The organism is Pseudomonas sp. AC211 (genome assembly GCF_979258055.1).
Map to the genome: position 1 here is coordinate 2,590,933 of NZ_OZ409830.1, position 20,741 is coordinate 2,611,673.

General features: G+C 61.1%; 23 protein-coding genes and 2 pseudogenes. 9 read left to right on the forward strand and 16 right to left on the reverse strand.

Annotated features, from left to right (window positions below; translation table 11 throughout):
• Positions 1-135: 135 nt before the first annotated feature.
• Positions 136-1,433, reverse strand: a pseudogene (gene rluB, locus ACZZZP_RS12150) (23S rRNA pseudouridine(2605) synthase RluB).
• Positions 1,434-1,572: 139 nt separating this feature from the next.
• Positions 1,573-2,122 (reverse strand): annotated as a pseudogene (locus tag ACZZZP_RS12155) (nitroreductase family protein).
• A 171-nt stretch (positions 2,123-2,293) separates the two neighbouring features.
• Here ACZZZP_RS12155 and ACZZZP_RS12160 point away from each other — a divergent pair.
• A complete protein-coding gene (locus ACZZZP_RS12160; RefSeq protein WP_122495642.1) occupies positions 2,294-3,748 on the forward strand; it encodes a TrkH family potassium uptake protein in 1,455 nt (484 codons plus the stop codon).
• A gap of 47 nt (positions 3,749-3,795) precedes the next feature.
• On the opposite strand, the gene ACZZZP_RS12165 is transcribed toward ACZZZP_RS12160, so the two are convergent.
• A complete protein-coding gene (locus ACZZZP_RS12165) occupies positions 3,796-4,098 on the reverse strand; it encodes a DUF1883 domain-containing protein (protein WP_122453656.1) in 303 nt (100 codons plus the stop codon).
• A 138-nt stretch (positions 4,099-4,236) separates the two neighbouring features.
• On the opposite strand from ACZZZP_RS12165, the gene ACZZZP_RS12170 reads away from it, so the two are divergent.
• Complete coding sequence (locus ACZZZP_RS12170; protein WP_122495640.1) at positions 4,237-4,458, forward strand: DUF2970 domain-containing protein; 222 nt, start codon at positions 4,237-4,239, stop codon at positions 4,456-4,458.
• Between the two features lie 8 nt (positions 4,459-4,466).
• On the opposite strand, the gene ACZZZP_RS12175 is transcribed toward ACZZZP_RS12170, so the two are convergent.
• From ACZZZP_RS12175 to ACZZZP_RS12205, 7 genes are all read right to left on the reverse strand, one after another.
• Positions 4,467-5,561 carry an ABC transporter substrate-binding protein gene (locus ACZZZP_RS12175; RefSeq protein ID WP_463382885.1) on the reverse strand — a complete coding sequence of 365 codons (1,095 nt, stop codon included), beginning with the start codon at positions 5,559-5,561 and terminating at the stop codon, positions 4,467-4,469.
• 97 nt (positions 5,562-5,658) lie between these two features.
• A complete protein-coding gene (locus ACZZZP_RS12180; protein WP_163016638.1) occupies positions 5,659-5,805 on the reverse strand; it encodes a hypothetical protein in 147 nt (48 codons plus the stop codon).
• 112 nt (positions 5,806-5,917) lie between these two features.
• Entirely contained in the window at positions 5,918-6,640 is a 723-nt protein-coding gene (locus ACZZZP_RS12185) for a dienelactone hydrolase family protein (RefSeq protein WP_463382886.1), read from the reverse strand.
• Between the two features lie 325 nt (positions 6,641-6,965).
• Positions 6,966-8,864, reverse strand: a complete 1,899-nt coding sequence (gene htpG, locus ACZZZP_RS12190) for a molecular chaperone HtpG (protein WP_122495634.1) — start codon at positions 8,862-8,864, stop codon at positions 6,966-6,968.
• Positions 8,865-9,224: 360 nt separating this feature from the next.
• Positions 9,225-10,484: an MFS transporter gene (locus ACZZZP_RS12195; protein WP_463382887.1), complete on the reverse strand. Its 1,260-nt coding sequence runs from the start codon at positions 10,482-10,484 to the stop codon at positions 9,225-9,227.
• 54 nt (positions 10,485-10,538) lie between these two features.
• Positions 10,539-11,000 (reverse strand): PaaI family thioesterase, encoded by a 462-nt coding sequence (locus ACZZZP_RS12200; protein ID WP_122495630.1) that lies wholly within the window; start codon positions 10,998-11,000, stop codon positions 10,539-10,541.
• Positions 10,997-11,503: a PaaI family thioesterase gene (locus ACZZZP_RS12205; RefSeq protein ID WP_463382888.1), complete on the reverse strand. Its 507-nt coding sequence runs from the start codon at positions 11,501-11,503 to the stop codon at positions 10,997-10,999. Before ACZZZP_RS12205 ends, ACZZZP_RS12200 begins: the two co-directional genes overlap by 4 nt.
• Positions 11,504-11,668: 165 nt before the next feature.
• Between ACZZZP_RS12205 and ACZZZP_RS12210 the strand changes: the two genes are divergently transcribed.
• Together ACZZZP_RS12210 and ACZZZP_RS12215 are read left to right on the forward strand one after the other, a co-directional pair.
• Positions 11,669-11,869: a hypothetical protein gene (locus tag ACZZZP_RS12210; RefSeq protein WP_122495628.1), complete on the forward strand. Its 201-nt coding sequence runs from the start codon at positions 11,669-11,671 to the stop codon at positions 11,867-11,869.
• 256 nt (positions 11,870-12,125) lie between these two features.
• Positions 12,126-12,749, forward strand: a complete 624-nt coding sequence (locus ACZZZP_RS12215; RefSeq protein WP_463382889.1) for a hypothetical protein — start codon at positions 12,126-12,128, stop codon at positions 12,747-12,749.
• Between the two features lie 137 nt (positions 12,750-12,886).
• Here the strand turns inward: ACZZZP_RS12215 and ACZZZP_RS12220 are convergent, their stop codons facing one another.
• The 6 genes from ACZZZP_RS12220 to ACZZZP_RS12245 form a co-directional block, all read right to left on the reverse strand.
• Positions 12,887-13,081 (reverse strand): DUF1289 domain-containing protein, encoded by a 195-nt coding sequence (locus ACZZZP_RS12220; protein WP_463382890.1) that lies wholly within the window; start codon positions 13,079-13,081, stop codon positions 12,887-12,889.
• A gap of 11 nt (positions 13,082-13,092) precedes the next feature.
• Positions 13,093-14,052: an SMC-Scp complex subunit ScpB gene (gene scpB, locus ACZZZP_RS12225; protein ID WP_463382891.1), complete on the reverse strand. Its 960-nt coding sequence runs from the start codon at positions 14,050-14,052 to the stop codon at positions 13,093-13,095.
• 13 nt (positions 14,053-14,065) lie between these two features.
• Positions 14,066-14,764, reverse strand: a complete 699-nt coding sequence (locus ACZZZP_RS12230; RefSeq protein ID WP_463384705.1) for a segregation and condensation protein A — start codon at positions 14,762-14,764, stop codon at positions 14,066-14,068.
• A 157-nt stretch (positions 14,765-14,921) separates the two neighbouring features.
• A complete protein-coding gene (locus tag ACZZZP_RS12235) occupies positions 14,922-16,151 on the reverse strand; it encodes a tryptophan--tRNA ligase (protein WP_463382892.1) in 1,230 nt (409 codons plus the stop codon).
• A gap of 20 nt (positions 16,152-16,171) precedes the next feature.
• Entirely contained in the window at positions 16,172-16,801 is a 630-nt protein-coding gene (locus ACZZZP_RS12240; protein ID WP_463382893.1) for an L-threonylcarbamoyladenylate synthase, read from the reverse strand.
• Positions 16,802-16,829: 28 nt separating this feature from the next.
• Positions 16,830-17,693, reverse strand: coding sequence for a PHP domain-containing protein (locus tag ACZZZP_RS12245; protein ID WP_122495616.1), 864 nt, complete (start codon positions 17,691-17,693; stop codon positions 16,830-16,832).
• Positions 17,694-17,858: 165 nt separating this feature from the next.
• Here ACZZZP_RS12245 and ACZZZP_RS12250 point away from each other — a divergent pair, with 165 nt between their 5' ends.
• The 5 genes from ACZZZP_RS12250 (at position 17,859) to ACZZZP_RS12270 (ending at position 20,580) form a co-directional block, all read left to right on the forward strand.
• Positions 17,859-18,461: a septation protein A gene (locus ACZZZP_RS12250; RefSeq protein ID WP_122453643.1), complete on the forward strand. Its 603-nt coding sequence runs from the start codon at positions 17,859-17,861 to the stop codon at positions 18,459-18,461.
• Position 18,462: 1 nt separating this feature from the next.
• A complete protein-coding gene (locus ACZZZP_RS12255; RefSeq protein ID WP_122453642.1) occupies positions 18,463-18,762 on the forward strand; it encodes a YciI family protein in 300 nt (99 codons plus the stop codon).
• Positions 18,763-18,804: 42 nt separating this feature from the next.
• Entirely contained in the window at positions 18,805-19,218 is a 414-nt protein-coding gene (locus tag ACZZZP_RS12260; RefSeq protein WP_463382894.1) for a hypothetical protein, read from the forward strand.
• A 28-nt stretch (positions 19,219-19,246) separates the two neighbouring features.
• Complete coding sequence (locus ACZZZP_RS12265) at positions 19,247-19,924, forward strand: response regulator transcription factor (protein WP_463382895.1); 678 nt, start codon at positions 19,247-19,249, stop codon at positions 19,922-19,924.
• 218 nt (positions 19,925-20,142) lie between these two features.
• A complete protein-coding gene (locus ACZZZP_RS12270) occupies positions 20,143-20,580 on the forward strand; it encodes a Spy/CpxP family protein refolding chaperone (RefSeq protein WP_463382896.1) in 438 nt (145 codons plus the stop codon).
• Positions 20,581-20,741 lie beyond the last annotated feature (161 nt).

A 20,741-nucleotide genomic window follows, 5' to 3' on the forward strand; every position in this document is an offset into this window, starting at 1 on the left:
TCGATGCTGTTGAAGGCATAAAAAAACGGGGCTCACCAATGTGAGCCCCGTTTTTTTTATGCGTGTAATTCAAAAAGCATCGCGGCTTAAGCCGCTCCTACAGACCGTGTTTAGTCTGTGGGAGCGGCTTCAGGCTTACTTTGGCTTGCGACCAAACCCTGGACGCTGACCCGACCCACTCGCCGGCCCGCTGCGCTTGGGCGCTGGCTTGCGTGCCGGGCGATCGGCCAATTCGATACCCACACGCACCGGCTTGGCCGGACGTTTCTTGTTGGTGTCGCTTGGACGCTCCGCTACCGGTGTGCCACGACCACGCGGTGCGGAATCGGGACGTGGGCCGCTGCGTTGCGGACGCTCGCCATTTCCGAACGAGGCGTACGAACCGGACGCTCAGCACCTTCACCACGCGGTGTACGGGCCGGACGATCAGCACCCTCGCCACGAGGCGCACGAACCGGACGATCAGCACCCTCGCCACGCGGCGCACGAACCGGACGCTCAGCGCCTTCACCACGCGGTGCACGGGCCGGACGCTCAGGGCCGCCGTCCAGCGCTGGGCGCAAGGTGCGCTGCGGACGCTCGCCACGGCCAACCGGCTTGGCCGATTTACGCTGCAAGCGGTCGAGTTTTTCTTTGGTTTTGAGCTTCATGCCTTGCTGCTGCACGGACGCCAGGCCCACTTCAGCGGCAAGAATGTCCACTTCGCTCTGGCTCATTTCACGCCAGCGGCCCATGGTCAGGTCGGAGGTGAGAAACACCGGGCCAAAACGCACGCGCTTCAGACGGCTGACCACCAGACCCTGGGATTCCCACAAGCGGCGAACCTCACGGTTACGGCCTTCCATCACCACGCAGTGGTACCAATGGTTGAAGCCTTCACCGCCAGGCGCTTCCTGAATGTCGGTGAAACGCGCCGGACCGTCTTCGAGCATCACGCCGGTCTTCAGGCGTTCGATCATTTCCTCGTCCACTTCGCCACGCACACGCACCGCGTATTCACGGTCCATCTGATAGGAGGGGTGCATCAAGCGGTTGGCCAGCTCACCGTCGGTGGTGAACATCAAAAGGCCGGTGGTGTTGATGTCGAGGCGACCAATGTTGATCCAGCGGCCATCTTTGGGCCGTGGCAAACGGTCGAAAACGGTGGGACGCCCTTCCGGGTCGTCGCGGGTGCAGATCTCGCCGTCGGGCTTGTTGTAGATCAGCACGCGGCGGGTTTCTTCGCTGATTTCTTCGCGTTTGAGCAAACGCCCATCGACGGCGATGGCGTCGTGCAGGTCAACGCGTTGACCCAAGGTGGCGACATTGCCGTTCACCTTGACCCGACCTTCGGCAATCCAGGCTTCAACGTCGCGACGTGAACCCATGCCAATACGGGCCAGGACTTTCTGCAGTTTTTCCCCTGCTGGGCTGTATTCTTCCGACTCACTCATTCTGGGCACCTCCCGGTGTAGGTAACAATTCGCCGCCGGCGAGGACTCGCCAGCGGGCGCGCATCATACGCTGCGCCGCCTTTCAAGCCCTAGCGCAGGATGTCGCAGGTGTAAGGCCTTTCCTTTATTTCATCGCCGATTACGGCCATGCCTGCACGAAGTCATCAATCGACAGGTCTTGCGGTGTGCGCAATTCCCGCTCTGGTGTGCCCAGATACAGGAAGGCGATGATCTGCTCGTTGTCAGCCAAGCCTACAGCCTTTGGCCACCCGCGCGTTGTACGCCATGTCACCGGTGCGCCACACGGCGCCAATGCCCTGGGCGTGAGCGGCGAGCAGAATGCCGTGGGTCGCGCAGCCTGCGGCCAGCACTTGTTCCTGAGCGGGTACTTTGGCGCTTTCCTGCACACGGGCGATCACGATCACCATCAGGGGCGCTCGCAGCGGCATGGCCAAGGCTTTGGCCAGGGCTTCGGGCGGCGCATCGGCACCGAGCGCCGAAGCAAACAACTCGCCCAAGCGATTACGCGCACTGCCTTCCACGGTCAGGAAACGCCACGGCCGCAATTGGCCATGGTCCGGTGCGCGCAATGCGGCGCGAAACAGCACTTGGCGCTGCAATTGATCCGGCGCAGGTTCAGTCAGTCGGGGGGCGGAAACACGGTTGAGCAGAGCGTCGAGCGCATCCATGGGGACCATCTCCTGAATAAGTACAGCGGGCATTCTAGTGGGGTAAACGGAAAATAACCGGGCGGATTTATCCGCCGTTTGCCATTGAGACCGTGCTCGCGCAGAAACCGCGCGCCTTGCCGGGCGTGATATCGCTAGAATGTGCGACTGTCCTTTCCAGAGCCTGTCTGCATGGTCTCACCGACGCTGCGCACCATTGGTTTCATCATCGGCATTTTCCTTATCACCCTGGCCATCAGCATGGTCGTGCCCGTGGTGACACTGCTGATCTTCAACCGCGCGGCGGAGATCAACACCTTCCTGTGGTCCAGTCTGATCACCTTTCTCGCCGGCCTGGCCCTGGTGCTACCCGGCAAGCCCGAACATGTACACCTGCGCCCGCGCGACATGTACATGCTCACCGTCAGCAGCTGGATTGCCGTGTGCATTTTCGCCGCGCTGCCGTTCTTGCTGACCCAACACATCAGCTACACCGACTCGTTTTTTGAAAGCATGTCTGGCATCACCGCCACCGGCTCCACGGTGTTGAGTGGGCTGGACAGCATGTCACCGGGCATTCTGATCTGGCGCTCGCTGCTGCACTGGCTCGGCGGCATCGGTTTTATCGGTATGGCGGTGGCGATTCTGCCCTTGCTGCGCATCGGCGGCATGCGCCTGTTCCAGACGGAATCGTCCGACCGCTCAGAGAAAGTCATGCCGCGCTCGCACATGGTGGCCAAGTACATCGCCCTGGCGTACACCGGCATCACCGTGCTCGGCACCCTCGCCCTGTGGTGGGCGGGCATGAGCTTTTTTGATGCGCTGAACCACGCCATGTCGGCGATTTCGACCGGCGGATTTTCAACCTCCGACCAGTCTCTGGCGCACTGGCCGCAACCGGCTGTGCATTGGGTGGCGGTGGTGCTGATGATTCTCGGCAGCCTGCCCTTCGCCCTGTACGTCGCCACCCTGCGCGGCAACCGTCGGGCGCTGCTGCGCGATGAACAAGTGCGGGGCTTTTTTGGCTTGTTGTTCACCACCTGGCTGGTGATGACGCTCTGGTACTGGCTGACCACTGATCTGCCCTGGTACGAAGCGCTGCGCCACGTGGCCGTGAACGTCACCTCGGTAGTGACCACCACGGGCTTCGCGCTGGGCGATTACAGCCTGTGGGGCAACTTCTCGCTGATGATTTTTTTCTACCTGGGGTTTATTGGCGGCTGCTCTGGCTCGACGGCCGGCGGCATCAAGATTTTCCGCTTTCAGGTGGCCTACATCCTGCTGCGCGCCAACCTGCACCAGCTGATCCACCCGCGCGCGGTAATCAAACAAAACTACAACGGCCACCGCCTCGACGAAGACGTGGTGCGCTCGATTCTGACCTTTTCGTTCTTCTTCGCCATCACCATCTGCGCCATGGCGCTGGGCCTGTCGCTAATGGGGTTGGATTGGATTACCGCTCTGACCGGCGCCGCAAGCACCGTGTCGGGCGTGGGTCCGGGTCTGGGCGAAGTGATTGGCCCGGCGGGCAACTTCGCCAGCCTGCCGGACGGCGCCAAGTGGCTGCTGTCGTTCGGCATGCTGTTGGGGCGGCTGGAAATCATCACCGTGTTGGTGCTGTGTGTTCCAGCGTTCTGGCGGCACTGAGAACGTCCTGCGCCGAAACCCAAAGGCCCGGCGCAGCGTTACGAGACTTAGCGCAACTGCGACGGCGACTTACGGACGATTTTGATCGAGTGCGTAAGGGTTGGTTTGCGCGTCACGCTGATGGCTTTGCGTGACACGGTGTCGATGGTGATGTTCCAGAAGCCGCTGCTGGGCACCACGATTTTGGCCGGGAACTTGTCGAACGCGCCGCCGTGGTAAGTGTGCCGACCGCCGTTTTTGAAGCTGCGGAAGTTGGCGTCGTTCATCAGGCGGATGTTGCAGGTTTGCGAGCAGTCGATCACGACAATGTCGTCTTCGTTGAGGTGTTCGCGCTGGTGTATGTACTTCATGAAGGCTCCGCACGGCGTTGCAAGAACGAGCGTAAGTAAAAGGGCAAAAAATCGAGGCCGCTAGTATGGCGGACGGCGGGCCTCATGGCGATCTTCGACTATGGTTGCAACAAGGGATGCGAACCAACGGAGCGCACGATGGACAAGCCCAACGACCACGATAAACCGCCAACCCTCTGGCAAGTGTTCCACAGCGTAATGGCCGCCGCGTTTGGCGTGCAAAGCGGCAAGAACCGCGCCCGCGACTTTCGCCACGGCAAGCCCAGCCACTTTATTTTTATCGGTCTGCTGTTCACCGGCCTGTTCGTGGTGGTGCTGTTCGCGCTGGTGAAACTGGTGCTGCACCTGGCGACGAGTTAGTCGCCGACTTACTGCAGCAGCGGCCGCAGCGAGAATGCGTAATCGCGCAGCGTCGGCTGGTTTTTCAGCGTGTAACGGCGAAAATCGACGCCGAAGTTATCGGTGCCGGCCACCCGCTTCGCCAGATTCGCGGCCTGGGTTTCGTTGAGGCTGACGTACATAGTTAGCGTGCGGTCTTTGCCGCCGTGCTTGGCGAAATCCACACCGTTTTCGTAGTCGTGCAGCATCACCAGCGCCCAGCCGCCGATGGTGAACTGGCCGCTCACCAATATCTCCAAGCGCCCGTCGATTCGCGCCTGCAACGCTTCAAGGCTGGAATTGATGGCGGCGAAGTGAATGTCTTTACCCGGCACCAAACCTGACTCTTCTGCGGCCTGCATCGCACCAAAGGCCATGTCATCGCTCGCCGCCCACACCATGTTGATGCCGCGATAACGCGGCAATAGCGTGCGCGCCTGGTCATACGCGCGTTTGCGCTGCCATTCGCCATACGCCAGCACTCGCAAACGAACGTCCGGATTTTCAGCCAAGGCTTTTTGCAACCCGCGCTCACGCAACTGGCTGGACGGCGTTTGCTTGATGCCGCCGAATGCCAACATTTCCAAGGGGCCATCCGGATGCCGCTCGCGGGCACGCTGGATCAGGCTGGTGGCCAACATGTAGCCGGCCTCGGCGTCGTTGGGCACCAGGCTGCCGATCCAATCGGGGTAGGTTTCTCGGCTGCTGCCGATCACGCGTTGCTGGTCGGGCGTCAGGGTGTTGCTGACGGCAAACAGCTTCACCCCGGAATCCTTGGCCAAGCGCAGAATTTCCGGGGCGGCGTATTGTTCGTTGATAAATAGCAGGTAGTCGGGCTTGTGGTCGCCCTGCAGCACATCGCGTGCTTGCTCCAGCATCAGGTCGCGGTCGCGCTGGGCGTCGAGCACGGTCAGCTGCATGCCCAGATCGCTGGCAGCGGCCTGCATGAACTTGACGTAGCCATCCCAGAATTCCTCACCGGTCTTACCCGGATTAAGAAACACCACGCTAGCTGCGTTGACGCAATTCCATGCGAGTAATCCCACTACCGCTACGACGGCGCGCACCAACCGCTTCAACTTCATGCACTCATGCTTGACCCAGCCGCGCAGTATACGCAGTTGTGTAGTGGCTATCTGTCACCACTTGTCAGCAAATGCTTACAAGCCTTGTCGGCTTTCCCTACTGGTGGCTCACCCAGAACACCGCAGTAGATACCGCCAGCGCAATAAGAATGAGGATGGCCCAGGCGTCTACCACGCTGTCGCGGGTGTTTTCGAAGGGTTCGTGATTGGCGTGTTCGTCGTGGACGTGAGAATGGTCGGTCATGGCTGGCCCTGTTGTTGTGGTTTTGGGATGGTCCGCTTTGCAGTTAAGACCACCTCTGGCGCGCCGACAAATCAGCCACGCATCGCGGCGTAAACCGCGATGCGCTATAGGCTTACAACACTTCTTTCAGCAGATGCGCCATGGTGTGAAACGCCCGCGCGGAAACGGTGGGGTTGTACTTCATCATCGGCAGGTTGTCGGCGCTGGGGTCGGTAAACGAATGCACCGCGCCGCCGTAGCTGACCAACTGCCAATCGACGCCAGCGGCGTCCATTTCAGCCTCGAACGCCGGAAGCTGCTCTTTGGGCACCAACGGATCGGCCGCGCCGTGCAACACCAGCACCTTGCCTTGGATGTTCTTCGCATCATCCATGTTGGGCGTGTCCAGCGTGCCGTGGAACGACACTGCTGCTTTCACCGGCGCCCCGTCGCGGGCGAGCTCTAGGGCGCAGCAGCCGCCAAAGCAAAAACCGAACACCGCCAGTTTGTCGCCCGCCACGGCGGCGTGGGTCTGGCTTTGCAGGACGGTCAGGCTGGCTTGCATACGCGTGCGCAACAGCGCGCGGTCATTCTTCAGCGGCATCATGGCGGCGGCCGCTTGTTCGTGGCCGTTCGGGCGGACTTCGGCGCCGTAGATGTCCGCAACCAGCACCACATATTCCGTGCCGGCCACCTTCTTAGCCAGCTCGACGGCGCCGTCGGTCACGCCCATCCAATTCGGCGCCAGCAGCAGGCCAGGGCGCGCGGTGGTGACGCTGGCGTCGAAGACCAATTGGCCTTCGTAGGCGTGGCCGTCGACGGTGTAAGGCACGGGGATAACGCTGAAGTTGGTCATGCTTGGCTCCTTGGTTTCGGATTCGGTGTGGGATTCTGTGGGATTTCTGTAGGAGCGACTTTAGTCGCGATCCCTGGAAACGGTGATCGACTGCAGATCGCAATCGCGGCTAAAGCCGCTCCTACAGCGAACGCGTCGGCCTAGACGCCCGCGTGCCTTGCCTTGTGTGGGAGCGACTTTAGTCGCGATCCCTGGAATCGGTGATCGGCGGCAGATCGCAATCGCGGCTAAAGCCGCTCCTACAGGGGATGCGTTCGCGTTGAGGCATGCGCCCAGCCTAAAAAAATAAAACCCGCCGAAGCGGGTTTTGTTTTAGCGCCAGTGGTTAAACCGACAGCTCGACAAGCAGCTTGTTCAGCCGGCGAACATATGCGGCCGGGTCTTTCAGGCTGTCGCCGGCGGCCAGCGCCGCCTGGTCGAAGAGGATGTGCGACAGGTCGCCAAACCGCTCTTCGCTTTGCTCGTTGTCGAGTTTCTCGATCAGCGGGTGCGCCGGGTTGAATTCAAAGATGGGCTTCGAATCCGGCACTTTCTGCCCGCTCGCTTCCAGAATCTGGCGCATTTGCAGCCCCAGATCCTGTTCGCCGATGGCCAGAATGGCGGGCGAGTCGGTGAGGCGGTGGGAAACCCGCACTTCGCTCACCTGGCTGCCCAGTGCGGCTTTCAGGCGTTCAACCAAGCCTTCTTTGGCCTTGGCCGCTTCTTCCTGGGTTTTCTTGTCTTCTTCCGAATCCAGGCTGCCCAGGTCGAGGTCGCCACGGGCCACGTCGACGAATTGCTTGCCGTCGAAGTCGGTGAGGTAGCTCATCAGCCACTCATCGATACGGTCGGTGAGCAGCAGCACTTCGATGCCTTTCTTGCGGAACACTTCGAGGTGCGGGCTGTTTTTCACCTGGGCGTAGCTTTCGCCGGTGAGGTAGTAAATCTTGTCCTGGCCTTCCTTGACGCGGGTCAGGTAGTCGGCCAGGCCAACGCTCTGCTCGCCGCTGTCGTCGCTGGTAGAGGCGAAACGCAGCAGGCCGGCAATCTTTTCTTTATTGGCGAAGTCTTCCGCCGGACCTTCTTTGATCACCTGACCAAAGTTCTTCCAGAAGCCCTTGTATTGCTCAGGCTCGTTTTTCGCCAACTTCTCCAGCATGTCCAGCACGCGCTTGGTCAGCGCCGACTTCATGGAGTCGATGATCGGGTCTTTCTGCAAGATTTCGCGCGATACGTTGAGCGACAGGTCGTTGGAATCGACCACACCCTTCACAAAGCGCAGGTACAGCGGCAGGAACTCGTCGGCCTGATCCATGACAAACACGCGCTGCACGTAGAGCTTCAAGCCTTTCGGCGCTTCGCGGTGGTACAGGTCAAACGGCGCGCGGCCCGGCACGTACAGCAGCGAGGTGTATTCCAGCTTGCCTTCGACCTTGTTATGGCTCCAGCTCAGCGGGTTCTCGAAGTCGTGGGCGACGTGTTTGTAGAACTCTTGGTATTCCTCGTCCTTCACCTCGGTGCGCGGACGGGTCCACAGCGCGCTGGCGCGGTTGACGGTTTCCCATTCAGTTTCCGCAGGCGCGTCTTCACCCTCCTGCTCTTTGGGCAACTCAATCGGCAGGGCGATGTGGTCGGAGTATTTCTTGATGATGTTGCGCAGGCGCCAGCCATCGGCGAACTCGTTTTCGGCGGCCTTCAAGTGCAGAACAATGCGGGTGCCGCGTTCGGCTTTCTCAACGGTGGCAACTTCAAACTCGCCCTCGCCTTTGGACGTCCAGTGCACGCCTTCGCTGGCCGGTGCGCCGGCGCGGCGGCTGAACACTTCAACCTGGTCGGCGACAATAAACGCCGAATAGAAGCCCACACCGAACTGGCCGATCAGGTGCGAATCTTTCTTCGCATCACCGGACAACTGCTTCATAAAGTCGGCGGTGCCGGACTTGGCAATGGTGCCCAGGTGGGTGATGGCGTCTTCGCGGCTCATGCCGATACCGTTGTCCTCAAGGGTCACGGTGTTGGCGGCCTTGTCGAAGCTGACCCGAATACGCAGCGCATCGCCGCCTTCCAGCAGCGCCGGGTTGGCCAGCGCTTCGAAACGCAGCTTGTCGGCGGCGTCGGAGGCGTTAGAGATCAACTCGCGAAGGAAGATTTCCTTGTTGGAATACAGCGAATGGATCATGAGGTGCAGCAATTGCTTCACCTCGGTCTGGAAGCCCAGGGTTTCTTTTTGAGTTTCCACACTCATGGTCGTTTAACTCCAAGCAGATGGCACAAGCCGTAAACCGGCGATGACCAACAGATGGGGGCAACGACTTGGATTTCAAGTGGTTAGGTTGGAGGGGGGTGCTGGGGCTATCGCGGCTAAAGCCGCTCCTACAGGTTTCCGAACTCGCCACGATTGACGGAGTGTTGGAAAGCCGTGGCTGGAGGCTGCGCCCTACCTGTAGGAGCGGCTTTAGCCGCGATGGTTTTGGGCTGGGTGCATGACTTTAGACTCTGGATCCCCGCGTTCGCGAGGATGACGGAGGTTGTTAGGGGAGGACATCATCATTGCCGCGAAAATGGCTGCCCGACGATGAGTCATCAAGCGCAATCGCCTCCCCCTCTAAGGCTCCAACAACTCAATCGACGTAATCTGCGCCGGCACCACCGAAAAACTCGCGCCGCCCTGCCCCTTCAAGTTGCGCTGCACCACAATCTGCCCGTCAGTATCGATGCCATTAAACCGACCCTCCACCATGCTGCCGCGCTCGGTGACGATGCGCATCTGCAAGTTCTGGTAGCGGCTCGGGTTGCTCTGCAAGCGCTCCAGACTGAACCGCACGCGGCGGTCCAGTGAGCTGGCCGGCGCAGCCGGAGCGCCCGCCAGCGACGGTTTCTCGGCCGGCTCAGCGGCAACCGCCTTGGCCTTTTCTTCCACCTGATACCGATCACCCACCACAACCCAGCCCAGCGTCGGGCTTTTACGCAGCGCCACCGGCAATTGCTGCGTCTGTCCATCAATCTGCGCCTCTACCTCCAGACTCATGGTCGACGCCGGAAAATTCACCACAGGCAAAATGCCCAGCTCAACACGCTGGGTGGCGTAGCGCCGTTTCAGGTAGTCGGTGATCACGTATTCCAGCGTTTCCCGCGAGTCGTAGCGGGTGTCGACCTTGTTGTCTGCATAGCGCAGGTGGTCGGTAAACAGCTCTACCGTGCCGCTCAGGGTGGTTTTGAACTGCGGCGGCAACACCAGGTGGAAGTCGCCCGCCAGCTTGTTTGGGCCTTGCGGCTCGAGCTTCAAATGCAGGGTGTAGGAATGGTTCAGGCGGCGCGCTTCGGGCAATTCCTGTTCGGGCAGCAGCCAGCTCAGTTGCACTTCCGGCAAGTTGCCGGTGTCTTGCGGCAGCACATCCACGCGCACCGGGGCGTTGCCGGCTTTGGCCAGGTTGGGCATGCGGATGGTGACTTCGCGGCGGGCAAAAATGTCTTCGCCTTCGCGCAGGCTCAGCACGCCGTCAATTAACTCGCCTTGCTGGGGCGCGAACGGTTGGCCGTTAAGGCTACCGCGCAGGTGAATCGCCAACTCCGCCGGCGCCTGCGCCGGCGTGCGCGCCCAGTCCAGGCTGAGAATGGCCTGCAAACGCTGGGTATCCTGATTGGCCAGCAGCGTGAGCCCGACAATCAGCGGAATAAACCCCAGGCCGCTGAGCATCACCGCCTTGCGCGCCACTCGCCAATGGCGCAGCACGAAGGCCAGGGTCAGCGGCGGCAACAGGCTGCCCAGGCCCCACAGCAAACTGACGTCAAACGCCAGAATCACCAACCACACCAGACCGACCAGAATCAGCAGCAACCCGCCGAGGATCAGCAACGCATCCATCTACACATCCTTATCCAGTTGGCCCGCCCGCAAACACCTTCAGCAACCGCGCGGTTATGGCTCATCTACCTTGAAGTGCGCGCGTGCCGTGGCAATCGGTTCACTGCGCGTGGTTTGCCAGGCAGTAATCGCCACGTTCGCCACGCGCCGGCCCTGGCGCCACACCTGGCACGAGGCGAAGGTGTCACGATAGTGACCGGCGCGTAGGTAATCTATCGAGAAGTCGATGATTTTCGGAAAGTGCGGCGTGCCCATGAACATCAGCAAATGCAGCATGGCGCTGTGCTCCATAAAGCCCGCAATCACGCCGCCATGAATGGCCGGCAGAATCGGGTTGCCGATGCTGTCTTTGTTCGCCGGAATGCGGAACACCATGTCATCGCCCAGGCGCAGGCACTCAATGCCCAGCAGCTTGGCGTACGGCGTCAGTTCCAGCAGCTCGTCGTAGTTATTGCTCTGGTGCGCGGCCTGCACCACTTGGCTCAGGTCTAGCGGCGGCAAAGTGTTCTCGCTCATGCCTGACCTCCATCAATCGCGCCCTTCAATTGCTCAGGCTTGAGCGCCGAGCTTTTCAACGCCGTGTCGCCCTGCGGGCCTTTGCCCATGCGCATAAAGGTGCCGACCACATTGGCGATGGGCTGCGAGGGGTCGTCCTGATAGGCGTAGCCGCGGGTAAAAATGATATTGGGCGTCACGCGATAGCACTCGGCCACGCCGAACACGTCTTTATTGGGCTCGGCGGGGCGCATGTAATCGATGCGCAGGTCCAGCGTCGGGCAGATTTCGAAGTCCGGCAGCACGCAGATGGTGGAAATGCCGCAGGTGGTGTCCATCAGCGTGGTGATGGCGCCACCGTGAATCACGCCGGTTTCCGGGTTGCCGATAATTTGGCGGCTGTACGGCAAACGCAGGGTCAGGCGCTCGTTGTCGATGGCATGCACGGTCAAGCCCAATACCTGACAGTGGCGCAACGCCGAGAGGAAACGCTGAGCGCGCTCTAGAATCAGGCTATTGCTCATGTTCAAGGCCTATCTCATTGATCCATAAGGGCCGCATCATACCTGTCCCGACTTAGGTTTGAAGATAGACAGCGACTTTGGTTGGAACTTCGCGCAGCAGGTCACGCTCCAAAAACGCAGCGATGAGAAAAATCGCCCCAATAAAGCGAAAAAGGACCCGAGCCCATGAAAAACCCAATTGCCTACGCCCTGCTGCTTGCCGCCACCATGACCCTGGCCGCCTGCGACAACACCCCAGAAGACAAAATGGAATCCGCCCGCGAATCGGCCCAAGACTCCGCCGAATCCGCACAAGACGCCGCCAACAAAACTGGCCAGGCCATCGAGCAAAAAGCTGAAGAAGCACACGACGAAGCCACCAAGTAATCGCTTACCCGTGACGAAAACCGGAGCCACAAGCTCCGGTTTTTTTATGCCTGAAATTCAGCGCATCGCCGGGCCATACATAAATCGGCCCCCTCTCCCGCTCGCGGGAGAGGGCTGGGGTGAGGGCAACATTCTCCGCCCCATCGAAAACTCGGGATCCCCGCCTTCGCGGGGGTGACGGAGGTTTCACTCCAGCACACTGCCATTGCTCCAATGCTGCTACCGTTCGCCCCGCCTGTTTTCAGAACTCAAACCCATGAAACGCCAACGCCCTCCGCGCCTGCTCTCCTCGCCCCCTGCGCCGGCCACCCCGCCCGTGCACCCGGACATCTGGCTTGCCGACGAAGGCCCGGACATCGGCGCCGCCAACGGTGCGGCGACGCTCGCGTTCATCTTTGTATTGGTGGTCACGTTGCCGGTATACGGCCTGGCCCTGCTCTTGATCACCGCCGTCGAAGCGGCGAAAGGTATTCCGCTTTCCTATGCACAAAGCCTCACGGACCCGACGCTTTTGGTGCCGCTACTGGGCACAGCACTGCTGGCGGCGGGGTTGCTGCGCTGGGGCGCTTCTTCGCAGAAAGTGCTGAGACTTACGTTCGACAGCCCGCAACAGGTACTACGCGCCACCGTGCGGCGGCCGCTGCGCAAGCCGGTTGAATGGTGCGTACCGTTCGCGGATATCCACAGCGTCACGCCTTACGTGATGGCCAGTTACGACAGGCATGGGCATTTCCACCTGACCTTTAAAGCGCCGAACGGCAAATGGATAACGCATCAGTTTGGCTGGCACATGCCACTTGAGCAGGTGGACTTTCACGCGGCGTGGTTGCGCGGGTTTATTGGCGAGCGCATGCAGGACGTGTTGAATCTGGATTCGTGACGGGAAGAGCCGGAAGCCACTTGCGAAAATCACCTCTGGCCCTGTAGGAGAGGCTTTAGCCTCGATGCTCTTTTGGATCAAGAGCATCGCGGCTAAAGCCGCTCCTACAGAGAGTTTGCGATCCCTGCAAACGGTACTTAGCGCTTTTTCTTCTTTTTGACCTTGCCGCCCATGGCCTTCAAGCGCACTTGCGCTTCAGCCAGCACGTCGCGTTTCTCAGGCTTGTCCATTTTCTTCCAGGCTTTGATTTCATCCCTACTGCGCCCACAGCCAATACAAATCCGTTCTTCGAATTCGCACACACTGATGCAAGGATTCTTGGTATCGCCCATTCGGTAATCACTCAGTCTCGGGAATATTCCTGCTCTTCTCGGATGGCGCGTGCCAGCGCTTCTTCTTCGCTCTCTTCTTCAGGCTCTGGCGCCGGCGGCGTTACCACCTGCGTGGCGACTTTATGGCGCAGCACTTCCAAGGCCTCTTCCGCCGACATCGGCTCTTCGACTTCGTCGTCTTCAGCCAGCGCCATATCGGCGCGCGCTTGCAGGCTTTCGGGTACCGGTGGGTCGTAGTCGTCGGGCAAATCGTCGAAGTCGGTTTTCAGACCTTGTTCCATGGAGTCCAGTTCGGCCAGCAGGCTGCCGAAGCTTTTCTCTTCGCTCGGCGCCGGTGCCGTGCCCTCTTCGCCTTCGCCGGCCATGTCGGCGCGGGCTTGCAGGCCCTCGGGTACGGGCAGGTCGTCGGTGTCGAAGCCAAGCATGGGTTCGGGTTCGAGTTCGCGCAGGGCGGCGAGCGGCGGCAGTTCGTCGAGGTTTTTCAGGTTGAAGTGGTCGAGAAACTGCTTGGTGGTGGCGAACATGGCCGGTTTGCCGGGCACGTCGCGGTAGCCGACGACGCGGATCCATTCACGTTCGAGCAGGGTTTTGACGATCTGGCTGTTTACGGCCACGCCGCGGATGTCTTCGATTTCGCCACGGGTGATCGGTTGGCGGTAGGCAACCAACGCCAGGGTTTCAAGCATGGCGCGCGAATAGCGTTGCGGGCGCTCTTCCCACAGGCGGCCGACCCACGGCGCGTAGATTTCGCGCACTTGCAGGCGGTAGCCGGTGGCCACTTCCTTGAGTTCAAAGGCGCGGCCCGAGCAGGATTTTTCCAGGAGCGTGAGGGCCTTTTTGAATACGGCAGGTTCGGGCCGCTCGGCTTCTTCGAACAGCTCGTACAGGCGCTCCAGGGACTGCGGTTTGCCGCTGGCGAGCAGGAACGCTTCGAGCAGGGAGGCCAGTTCTTTGGGTTCGTTGAGGTTCATGCTTGGTCCAGTCTCACTCTGCACGCGCACGCACGTGAATCGGCCCGAAAGATTCGTTTTGCACGAGCTCCACAAGCTGTTCTTTGATCAATTCCAGCACGGCCATAAAGGTCACGACCACGCCCAGCTTGCCTTCCTCGGCCAGGAACAGGCTCACGAAGGGCACGAAGCCGGCGCCTTTGAGGCGTTCCAGCACTTCGCTCATGCGCTCGCGGGTAGACAGCGCTTCACGGGTGACCTGGTGGCTTTCGAACATGTCGGCGCGGCGCAGCACTTCGGCCATGGACAGCAGCAGTTCTTCCAGGCTGACGTCGGGCAGCAGTTTGCGCGCGCGCGCTTCGGGGGCGTCGAGGCGCGGCACGGTCAGGTCGCGGCCTACGCGGGTGAGCTGGTCGATGCCTTCGGCGGCGGCTTTGTAGCGTTCGTATTCTTGCAGGCGGCGGATCAGCTCGGCACGCGGATCGTCTTCTTCTTCCTCGGCTTCGCTGGAGCGCGGCAGCAGCATGCGCGATTTGATTTCGGCGAGCATGGCGGCCATTACCAGGTACTCGGCGGCCAGCTCCAGGCGCACGGACTGCATGAGTTCGACGTAGCCCATGTATTGCCGGGTGATTTCAGCGACCGGGATGTCGAGCACGTCGATGTTCTGTTTGCGGATCAGGTACAGCAGCAGGTCGAGCGGGCCTTCGAAGGCTTCGAGGAACACTTCCAGGGCGTCGGGCGGAATGTACAGGTCCACCGGCATTTCGGTGACGGCTTTGCCGTAGACCAGGGCGAAGGGCAGCTCTTGCTGGGCGCCGGCCTGGCTGTCGACTTCGCTGGGGGTGGTGTCCTGCATAGATTCCTTAACGCGTACTGAGGGCGGCGGGTTAACGGTAATTCAAACCCATGGCGGCGCGTACTTCTACCAGAGTTTCGCGGGCTTCGTCGCGGGCGCGCTCGGCACCTTCGGCGAGAATATTGCGCACCAGCTCGGGGCTGTCCTGGTAGTCCAGTGCGCGCAGTTGCAGCGGTTTCAGTTCGGCTTTTACCGCTTCGATTACCGGGCCTTTGCAGTCGAGACAGCCAATGCTGGCGCTGCGACAGCCCTGTTGGGCCCAGTATTGGGTGGGTTCGTCGGAGTAAATCTCGTGCAACTGCCATACCGGGCAGCGCGTGGGCTCGCCGGGGTCGTCGCGGTGCACCCGCGCCGGGTCGGTGGGCATGCGCCGCAGTTTGTCTTCGATCTCGGCTGCGGTGTCGCGCAGGTAAATGGCGTTGCTGTTGCCGCCCTTGAGTGGCGAGGTGGCCATTTTTCCGCCGTCCAGCCCGGTCATGCGCGGCGCCGCGCTGAGCAGGGCTTGGGGTTCGGGCAGCAGCACTTTGCCGCCGCCTTCGAGGTAGCCGTACAGGCGCTCTTTGTCGCCGAAGGTGATGCTTTGCACTTCTTTGAGCAGCGCGCGGGCGGTGTCCAGGGCTTCGCTGTCGCCCTGTTCCTGATAGGCCTTGCGCAGGCTGTTGTAGAGCTTGGCGGTCTTTTTGCCGAGTCGCAAAATGGCGGCTTCGGCTTTGGCTTCGAAGCCTGGCTCACGGCCGTATAAATGGTTGAAACGCCGCGCCACTTCGCGGGCGAATTCCACGTGGGGCAACTGGTCGGCGCCCACCGGCACCAGGCCGGCGCGGTACAGCAGAATGTCGGCGGCTTGCAGCAGCGGATAACCGAGAAAGCCATAGGTGCCGAGGTCTTTGTGGTGCAGTTGGTCTTGCTGCTCTTTATAAGACGGCACGCGTTCGAGCCAGCTCAGCGGACAAATCATCGAGAGCAGCACATGCAGTTCGGCGTGTTCGGGCACTTGCGATTGAATGAACATGTTCGCAGAACTGGGGCTGACGCCGGCGGCCAGCCAGTCGACGGCCATGTCTTGAACGTGTTCGGCGATCTGGCCGACTTCGTCGTAGTGAGTGGTGAGCGCGTGCCAGTCGACGATGCAGAAAAAGCAGTCGTACTCGTGCTGCAGCTTCACCCAGTTTTTAAGTACGCCGTGGTAGTGGCCCAGGTGCAGCCGGCCGCTGGGACGCATGCCAGACAGTACGCGGCGTTGGGCATCGATCACGCTCAAGCGACAGTTTCCGTCGGCATTCAGGCATCGGCCTCGAAGGGCGTGGGGTCTCCGCAGCCAACGCGCACCAGCACCACTTCGTCATCGACCAGGCTTACCACTGTGGAAGCTTCCAGCCCGCCGAAGCCGCCGTCGATAATCAGGTCGACCTGATGTTCGAGGATCTGGCGCATGTCGTAGGGGTCGCTCATGGGCTCTTTTTCGCCCGGCAAGATCAGGCTGGTGCTCATCAGCGGCTCGCCGAGTTCTTCCAGCAGCGCCTGGGCGATGGGATGGCTCGGCACGCGCAGGCCGATGGTGCGGCGTTTGGGGTGCAGCAGCATGCGCGGCACTTCACGCGTGGCGTTGAGAATGAAGGTGTACGGCCCCGGCGTGTGGCCTTTGAGCAGGCGGAAGGCGCCGGTGTCGACCTTGGCGAACAGGCCCAGCTGCGACAGGTCGCGGCAGACCAGGGTGAAGTTGTGTTTGTCGTCGAGCTGGCGCAGGCGGCGGATGCGCTCGACGGCGGTTTTGTCGCCGATGTGGCAGCCAACCGCGTAGGACGAGTCGGTGGGATACACGACCACGCCGCCGGCCTTGATGATTTCGACCGCTTGCTTGATCAGCCGCGCTTGCGGGTTTTCCGGGTGCACCTGGAAAAATTGACTCACGGGAGCTCTCTTATCAAAGGCCGGCAGTTCAGCCGGCAGCAGCGTGTTGGACATGATCGAACCGCAACCACAAAGGCGCGAGGTCGTCGGGCAACGGGCGGTACATGCCCAGTTCCGACCAGTCTCCCGGCGCGTGGAAGTCACTGCCGACGCTGGCCAGCAGACCAAATTCACGAGCAAGAATTGCCAAGCCGCCGATTTGCTCGGCTGGCTGCATGCCGTTCACCACTTCCAGCGCCTGACCGCCGGCGGCGACGAAGTCGATCACCAGTTTGCGGCGTTTGCTGCGGGTGAAGTCGTATTGCCAGGCGTGGGCCAGGCTGACCCATGCGCCGGCTTCGCGCAGGGTGCCGACGGCTTGTTCGAGCGTTGGCCAGTGCTGTTTGACATCGCCGAGCTTGCCCGACCCCAGCCATTTGCGGAACGCTTCGCCGCGATCTTTAACGTAGCCGGCGCGCACCAGGAAGTCTGCGAAGTGCGGGCGCGCCGGGGCGTTGCCGCTGTCGCCGAGTTCTTGCTGAATGGCGCGGGCGCCGTCCAGTGCGCCGGGCATGCCTTTGAGGGCCAGGCGCCGGTCGATTTCTTCGGCGCGTAACCAACGGCCGCTGTGCAGGTCGGAAATGGCTTGAACCAGTGCAGGAGCATCAGCAGCAAAACCGTAACCGAGCACATGAATCGTCGCGCCGCCCCAGGTGCACGACAGTTCGATGCCGTTGACCAGTTGCATGTCCAGTTTGGTGGCGGCGGCGCGGGCTTCGTCGAGGCCTTCGAGGGTGTCGTGATCAGTCAGGGCCAGAACCCGCACGCCGCGCTCATGGGCGCGGGCGACCACCACGGCGGGCGCGAGGGCGCCGTCGGAAGCGGTGCTATGGCAGTGCAGGTCTACAGTCATCAATCAGAATCTCGGTCATTGGCCACTGTTTGCAATAGATCGCGCAGGCGGCAAACAGTTAGTACGAAAAAAACCGCGCGGCGGCACAAAGTCTGCGCCCCTGCGCCTAGCTCTACGGTTCGGGTTTGTTATTATGCCGGCACATCCAGCTTCTGGCTTGCCACTGTGAAACAATTCCTCGACTTCATCCCGCTCATCCTGTTTTTTGTTGTTTTCAAGCTTGAACCCCGCGCCATCGACCTCTTCGGTCATACCTACATGCTAGGCGGTATTTTCAGTGCCACCGCCGTGTTGATCGCCAGTTCCGTGGTGGTTTACGGCATTTTCTTCATCGTTCAACGCCGCCTCGAGAAAAGCCAATGGCTGACGCTGATTGCCTGCCTGGTGTTCGGCAGCCTGACGCTGGCGTTCCACAGCGAAACCTTCCTTAAATGGAAAGCGCCGGTGGTGAGCTGGCTGTTCGCCCTGGCGTTCCTGGGCAGCCATTTCATCGGCGACAAGCCGCTGATTCAACGCATGATGGGCCACGCCGTGAGCCTGCCGGAGCCGATCTGGGTGCGCCTGAACATCGCCTGGATCGTGTTTTTTATCGTCAGCGGCTCGGCTAACCTGTTTGTCGCCTTTACCTTCCCGAGCATCTGGGTGGACTTCAAAGTATTCGGCAGCCTGGCCATGACCGTGCTGTTCCTGATCGGCCAGGGCATTTTCCTGGCCCGCCATATCCACGATGGCGACGCTGACGCCGCCACGCCCAAGACTAAGGACTGACATGCTCTACGCGATCATCTCCACCGACGTAGCCAACTCCCTGGAAAAACGCCTGGCCGCCCGCCCTGCTCACCTCGCGCGTCTTGAGCAATTGAAAACTGAAGGCCGTCTGGTACTCGCCGGCCCGCACCCGGCCGTAGACAGCACCGACCCCGGCGCCGCCGGTTTCAGCGGTAGCCTGGTGGTGGCGGAGTTCGAATCGCTGATCGCCGCACAAAGCTGGGCCGACGCCGACCCGTACAGCGCCGCTGGGGTGTACGCCAACGTGATCGTCAAACCGTTCAAGCTGGTATTGCCGTAACCCCCAGGCAACCGTTGCCCTCAACGTTACTAAGGAAAGTCGATGCGCCAAGGCCCTGTGTTCCTGTTGTTCGCTGCATCGTTGTTGATTGCCAACGCTTACGCCGAAGAAGCCGCGCCCGCCCCGGCACCGGCTGTTAATGAACAGGTGCAGTTGCAGGGCCAGGTCGACAGCCTTGAGCAACGCCTGGCTGAGAGCGAGCGCATGCGCGCCGAGCTATCTACTGAAATGCAAGGCAGCGCCGAGTCGCGGGAAAGCGCTCTGGTGAGCCGCCTGCGCCAGGAAAACCAGCGCCTGAAACTGCAACTCAAGCAAGCGCAGGCCAGTCAGCAGGCGCCGCTGTTCAGCGAAGAACAAACCTGGTTTGCCGTGGGCGCAGTGGTCACGCTGGTGGCGTTGCTGTGCGGAGCGCTGCTGCGGGGCGGCCGCAAAACCCGTCGCGAATGGACCAACTGAACCGCCTGATCCGAGTTAAACGCCGCCTATGTCAACTCTCCTACTGATCGACGATGACGTGGAACTGTGCGAGCTGCTGAGCAGCTGGCTGGGCCAGGAAGGCTTTCACGTACGCGCTTGCCACGACGGCCGCAGCGCACGCGCGGCGCTTAGCAGCGAGTCACCCGCCGCCGTGGTACTCGATGTGATGCTGCCCGACGGCAGCGGTTTGGAATTGCTCAAGCAGCTGCGCAGCGACCACCCGGATTTACCCGTACTGATGCTTTCAGCCCGAGGCGAACCGCTGGACCGCATTCTTGGCCTGGAACTGGGCGCTGACGATTACCTGGCCAAACCCTGCGACCCCCGCGAACTCACCGCCCGCCTGCGCGCCGTGCTGCGCCGCAGCGTGCCGGTGGCCACGCCCAGTCAGTTGGAACTGGGCGATCTGGTCTTCAGCCCGGTGCGTGGCTCCGTGACGATTGCCGGGCATGACGTGGTGCTCACCGTGTCCGAAAGCCGCCTGCTCGAAGCCCTGCTGCGCCAGCCTGGCGAGCCGGTCGACAAACAGGAACTGGCGCAATTGGCCCTGGGCCGCAAGCTCACCCTGTACGACCGCAGCCTGGACATGCACGTGAGCAACCTGCGCAAGAAAATCGGCCCGCACACCGACGGCCGCCCGCGCATTCTGGCGCTGCGCAGTCGCGGGTATTACTACAGCGCGTGAGCTGTTGCGCCCGGTGTGGGAGCGGCTTGAGCCGAGATGCTTCTGAGCCTGAAAAGCATCGCGACTAAAGTCGCTCCTACAGAAGCCAGGTTGTATGTCAGTAACCTGCGCCATGGCCTTTACCTAAGCTTTACCCACCCCTGACCGCGCCTGACCTTGCGCTCCCTAGACTGGGCACATCCGGCAAATACGCCGGTTTGCAGACAAGGAGATACCTCATGCGCAAGACCCTCATCGCCGCTCTGTTCGCCGCTGCCCTGCCAACCATGACCATGGCCATGCCGTCACCGGGCGAAGAAGGCCCACGCCACATGATGGACGGCGGCCCACGCGGCGAACACCGCGGCCCGGGCATGTTCCGTGACCTGGACCTGAGCAAGGAACAACGCAAAGCCATTGGCGAGATCATGGGCGAGCAAATGCACAGCCGTGACGAAGTGACCAAGCGTTACCTCGACAAGCTGCCCGAGGCCGACAAAAAGGCCATGCATGACGAAATCAAAGCCAAGCGTGAGGCCACCAACGGCAAGATTCGCGCACTGCTTAACCCTGAACAGCAGAAGGCGTTTGATGAAAAGCAAAAGAAAATGGAAGCTCGCCGGGCGGAATGGCAGGAGTTTCAGGCTTGGAAGGCTAAGCAGGGGAAGGTGCAGTAAGGTTGGTGTGAGTCGGGGGCGGGTTGACGGTTAGTTGAGTCGTTTCCGGATTTGCGCATGGAATGTAGAGTCGCGCAGAAATCAGTACGGCTTGAGACTCTGGATCCCCGCCTGCGCGGGGATGACGGAGGTTTTTATACCGTCCACCGTCATTCCCGCGA

What these genes read in the sequence shown, in the direction of transcription:
- ACZZZP_RS12160 (WP_122495642.1), top strand. Translation starts at nt 2,294, where the DNA reads ATGGTCTCACCGACGCTGCGCACCATTGGTTTCATCATCGGCATTTTC.
- ACZZZP_RS12165 (WP_122453656.1), bottom strand. Translation starts at nt 4,098, where the DNA reads ATGAAGTACATACACCAGCGCGAACACCTCAACGAAGACGACATTGTC.
- ACZZZP_RS12170 (WP_122495640.1), top strand. Translation starts at nt 4,237, where the DNA reads ATGGACAAGCCCAACGACCACGATAAACCGCCAACCCTCTGGCAAGTG.
- ACZZZP_RS12175 (WP_463382885.1), bottom strand. Translation starts at nt 5,561, where the DNA reads ATGAAGTTGAAGCGGTTGGTGCGCGCCGTCGTAGCGGTAGTGGGATTA.
- ACZZZP_RS12180 (WP_163016638.1), bottom strand. Translation starts at nt 5,805, where the DNA reads ATGACCGACCATTCTCACGTCCACGACGAACACGCCAATCACGAACCC.
- ACZZZP_RS12185 (WP_463382886.1), bottom strand. Translation starts at nt 6,640, where the DNA reads ATGACCAACTTCAGCGTTATCCCCGTGCCTTACACCGTCGACGGCCAC.
- htpG (WP_122495634.1), bottom strand. Translation starts at nt 8,864, where the DNA reads ATGAGTGTGGAAACTCAAAAAGAAACCCTGGGCTTCCAGACCGAGGTG.
- ACZZZP_RS12195 (WP_463382887.1), bottom strand. Translation starts at nt 10,484, where the DNA reads ATGGATGCGTTGCTGATCCTCGGCGGGTTGCTGCTGATTCTGGTCGGT.
- ACZZZP_RS12200 (WP_122495630.1), bottom strand. Translation starts at nt 11,000, where the DNA reads ATGAGCGAGAACACTTTGCCGCCGCTAGACCTGAGCCAAGTGGTGCAG.
- ACZZZP_RS12205 (WP_463382888.1), bottom strand. Translation starts at nt 11,503, where the DNA reads ATGAGCAATAGCCTGATTCTAGAGCGCGCTCAGCGTTTCCTCTCGGCG.
- ACZZZP_RS12210 (WP_122495628.1), top strand. Translation starts at nt 11,669, where the DNA reads ATGAAAAACCCAATTGCCTACGCCCTGCTGCTTGCCGCCACCATGACC.
- ACZZZP_RS12215 (WP_463382889.1), top strand. Translation starts at nt 12,126, where the DNA reads ATGAAACGCCAACGCCCTCCGCGCCTGCTCTCCTCGCCCCCTGCGCCG.
- ACZZZP_RS12220 (WP_463382890.1), bottom strand. Translation starts at nt 13,081, where the DNA reads ATGGGCGATACCAAGAATCCTTGCATCAGTGTGTGCGAATTCGAAGAA.
- scpB (WP_463382891.1), bottom strand. Translation starts at nt 14,052, where the DNA reads ATGAACCTCAACGAACCCAAAGAACTGGCCTCCCTGCTCGAAGCGTTC.
- ACZZZP_RS12245 (WP_122495616.1), bottom strand. Translation starts at nt 17,693, where the DNA reads ATGACTGTAGACCTGCACTGCCATAGCACCGCTTCCGACGGCGCCCTC.
- ACZZZP_RS12255 (WP_122453642.1), top strand. Translation starts at nt 18,463, where the DNA reads ATGCTCTACGCGATCATCTCCACCGACGTAGCCAACTCCCTGGAAAAA.
- ACZZZP_RS12260 (WP_463382894.1), top strand. Translation starts at nt 18,805, where the DNA reads ATGCGCCAAGGCCCTGTGTTCCTGTTGTTCGCTGCATCGTTGTTGATT.
- ACZZZP_RS12265 (WP_463382895.1), top strand. Translation starts at nt 19,247, where the DNA reads ATGTCAACTCTCCTACTGATCGACGATGACGTGGAACTGTGCGAGCTG.
- ACZZZP_RS12270 (WP_463382896.1), top strand. Translation starts at nt 20,143, where the DNA reads ATGCGCAAGACCCTCATCGCCGCTCTGTTCGCCGCTGCCCTGCCAACC.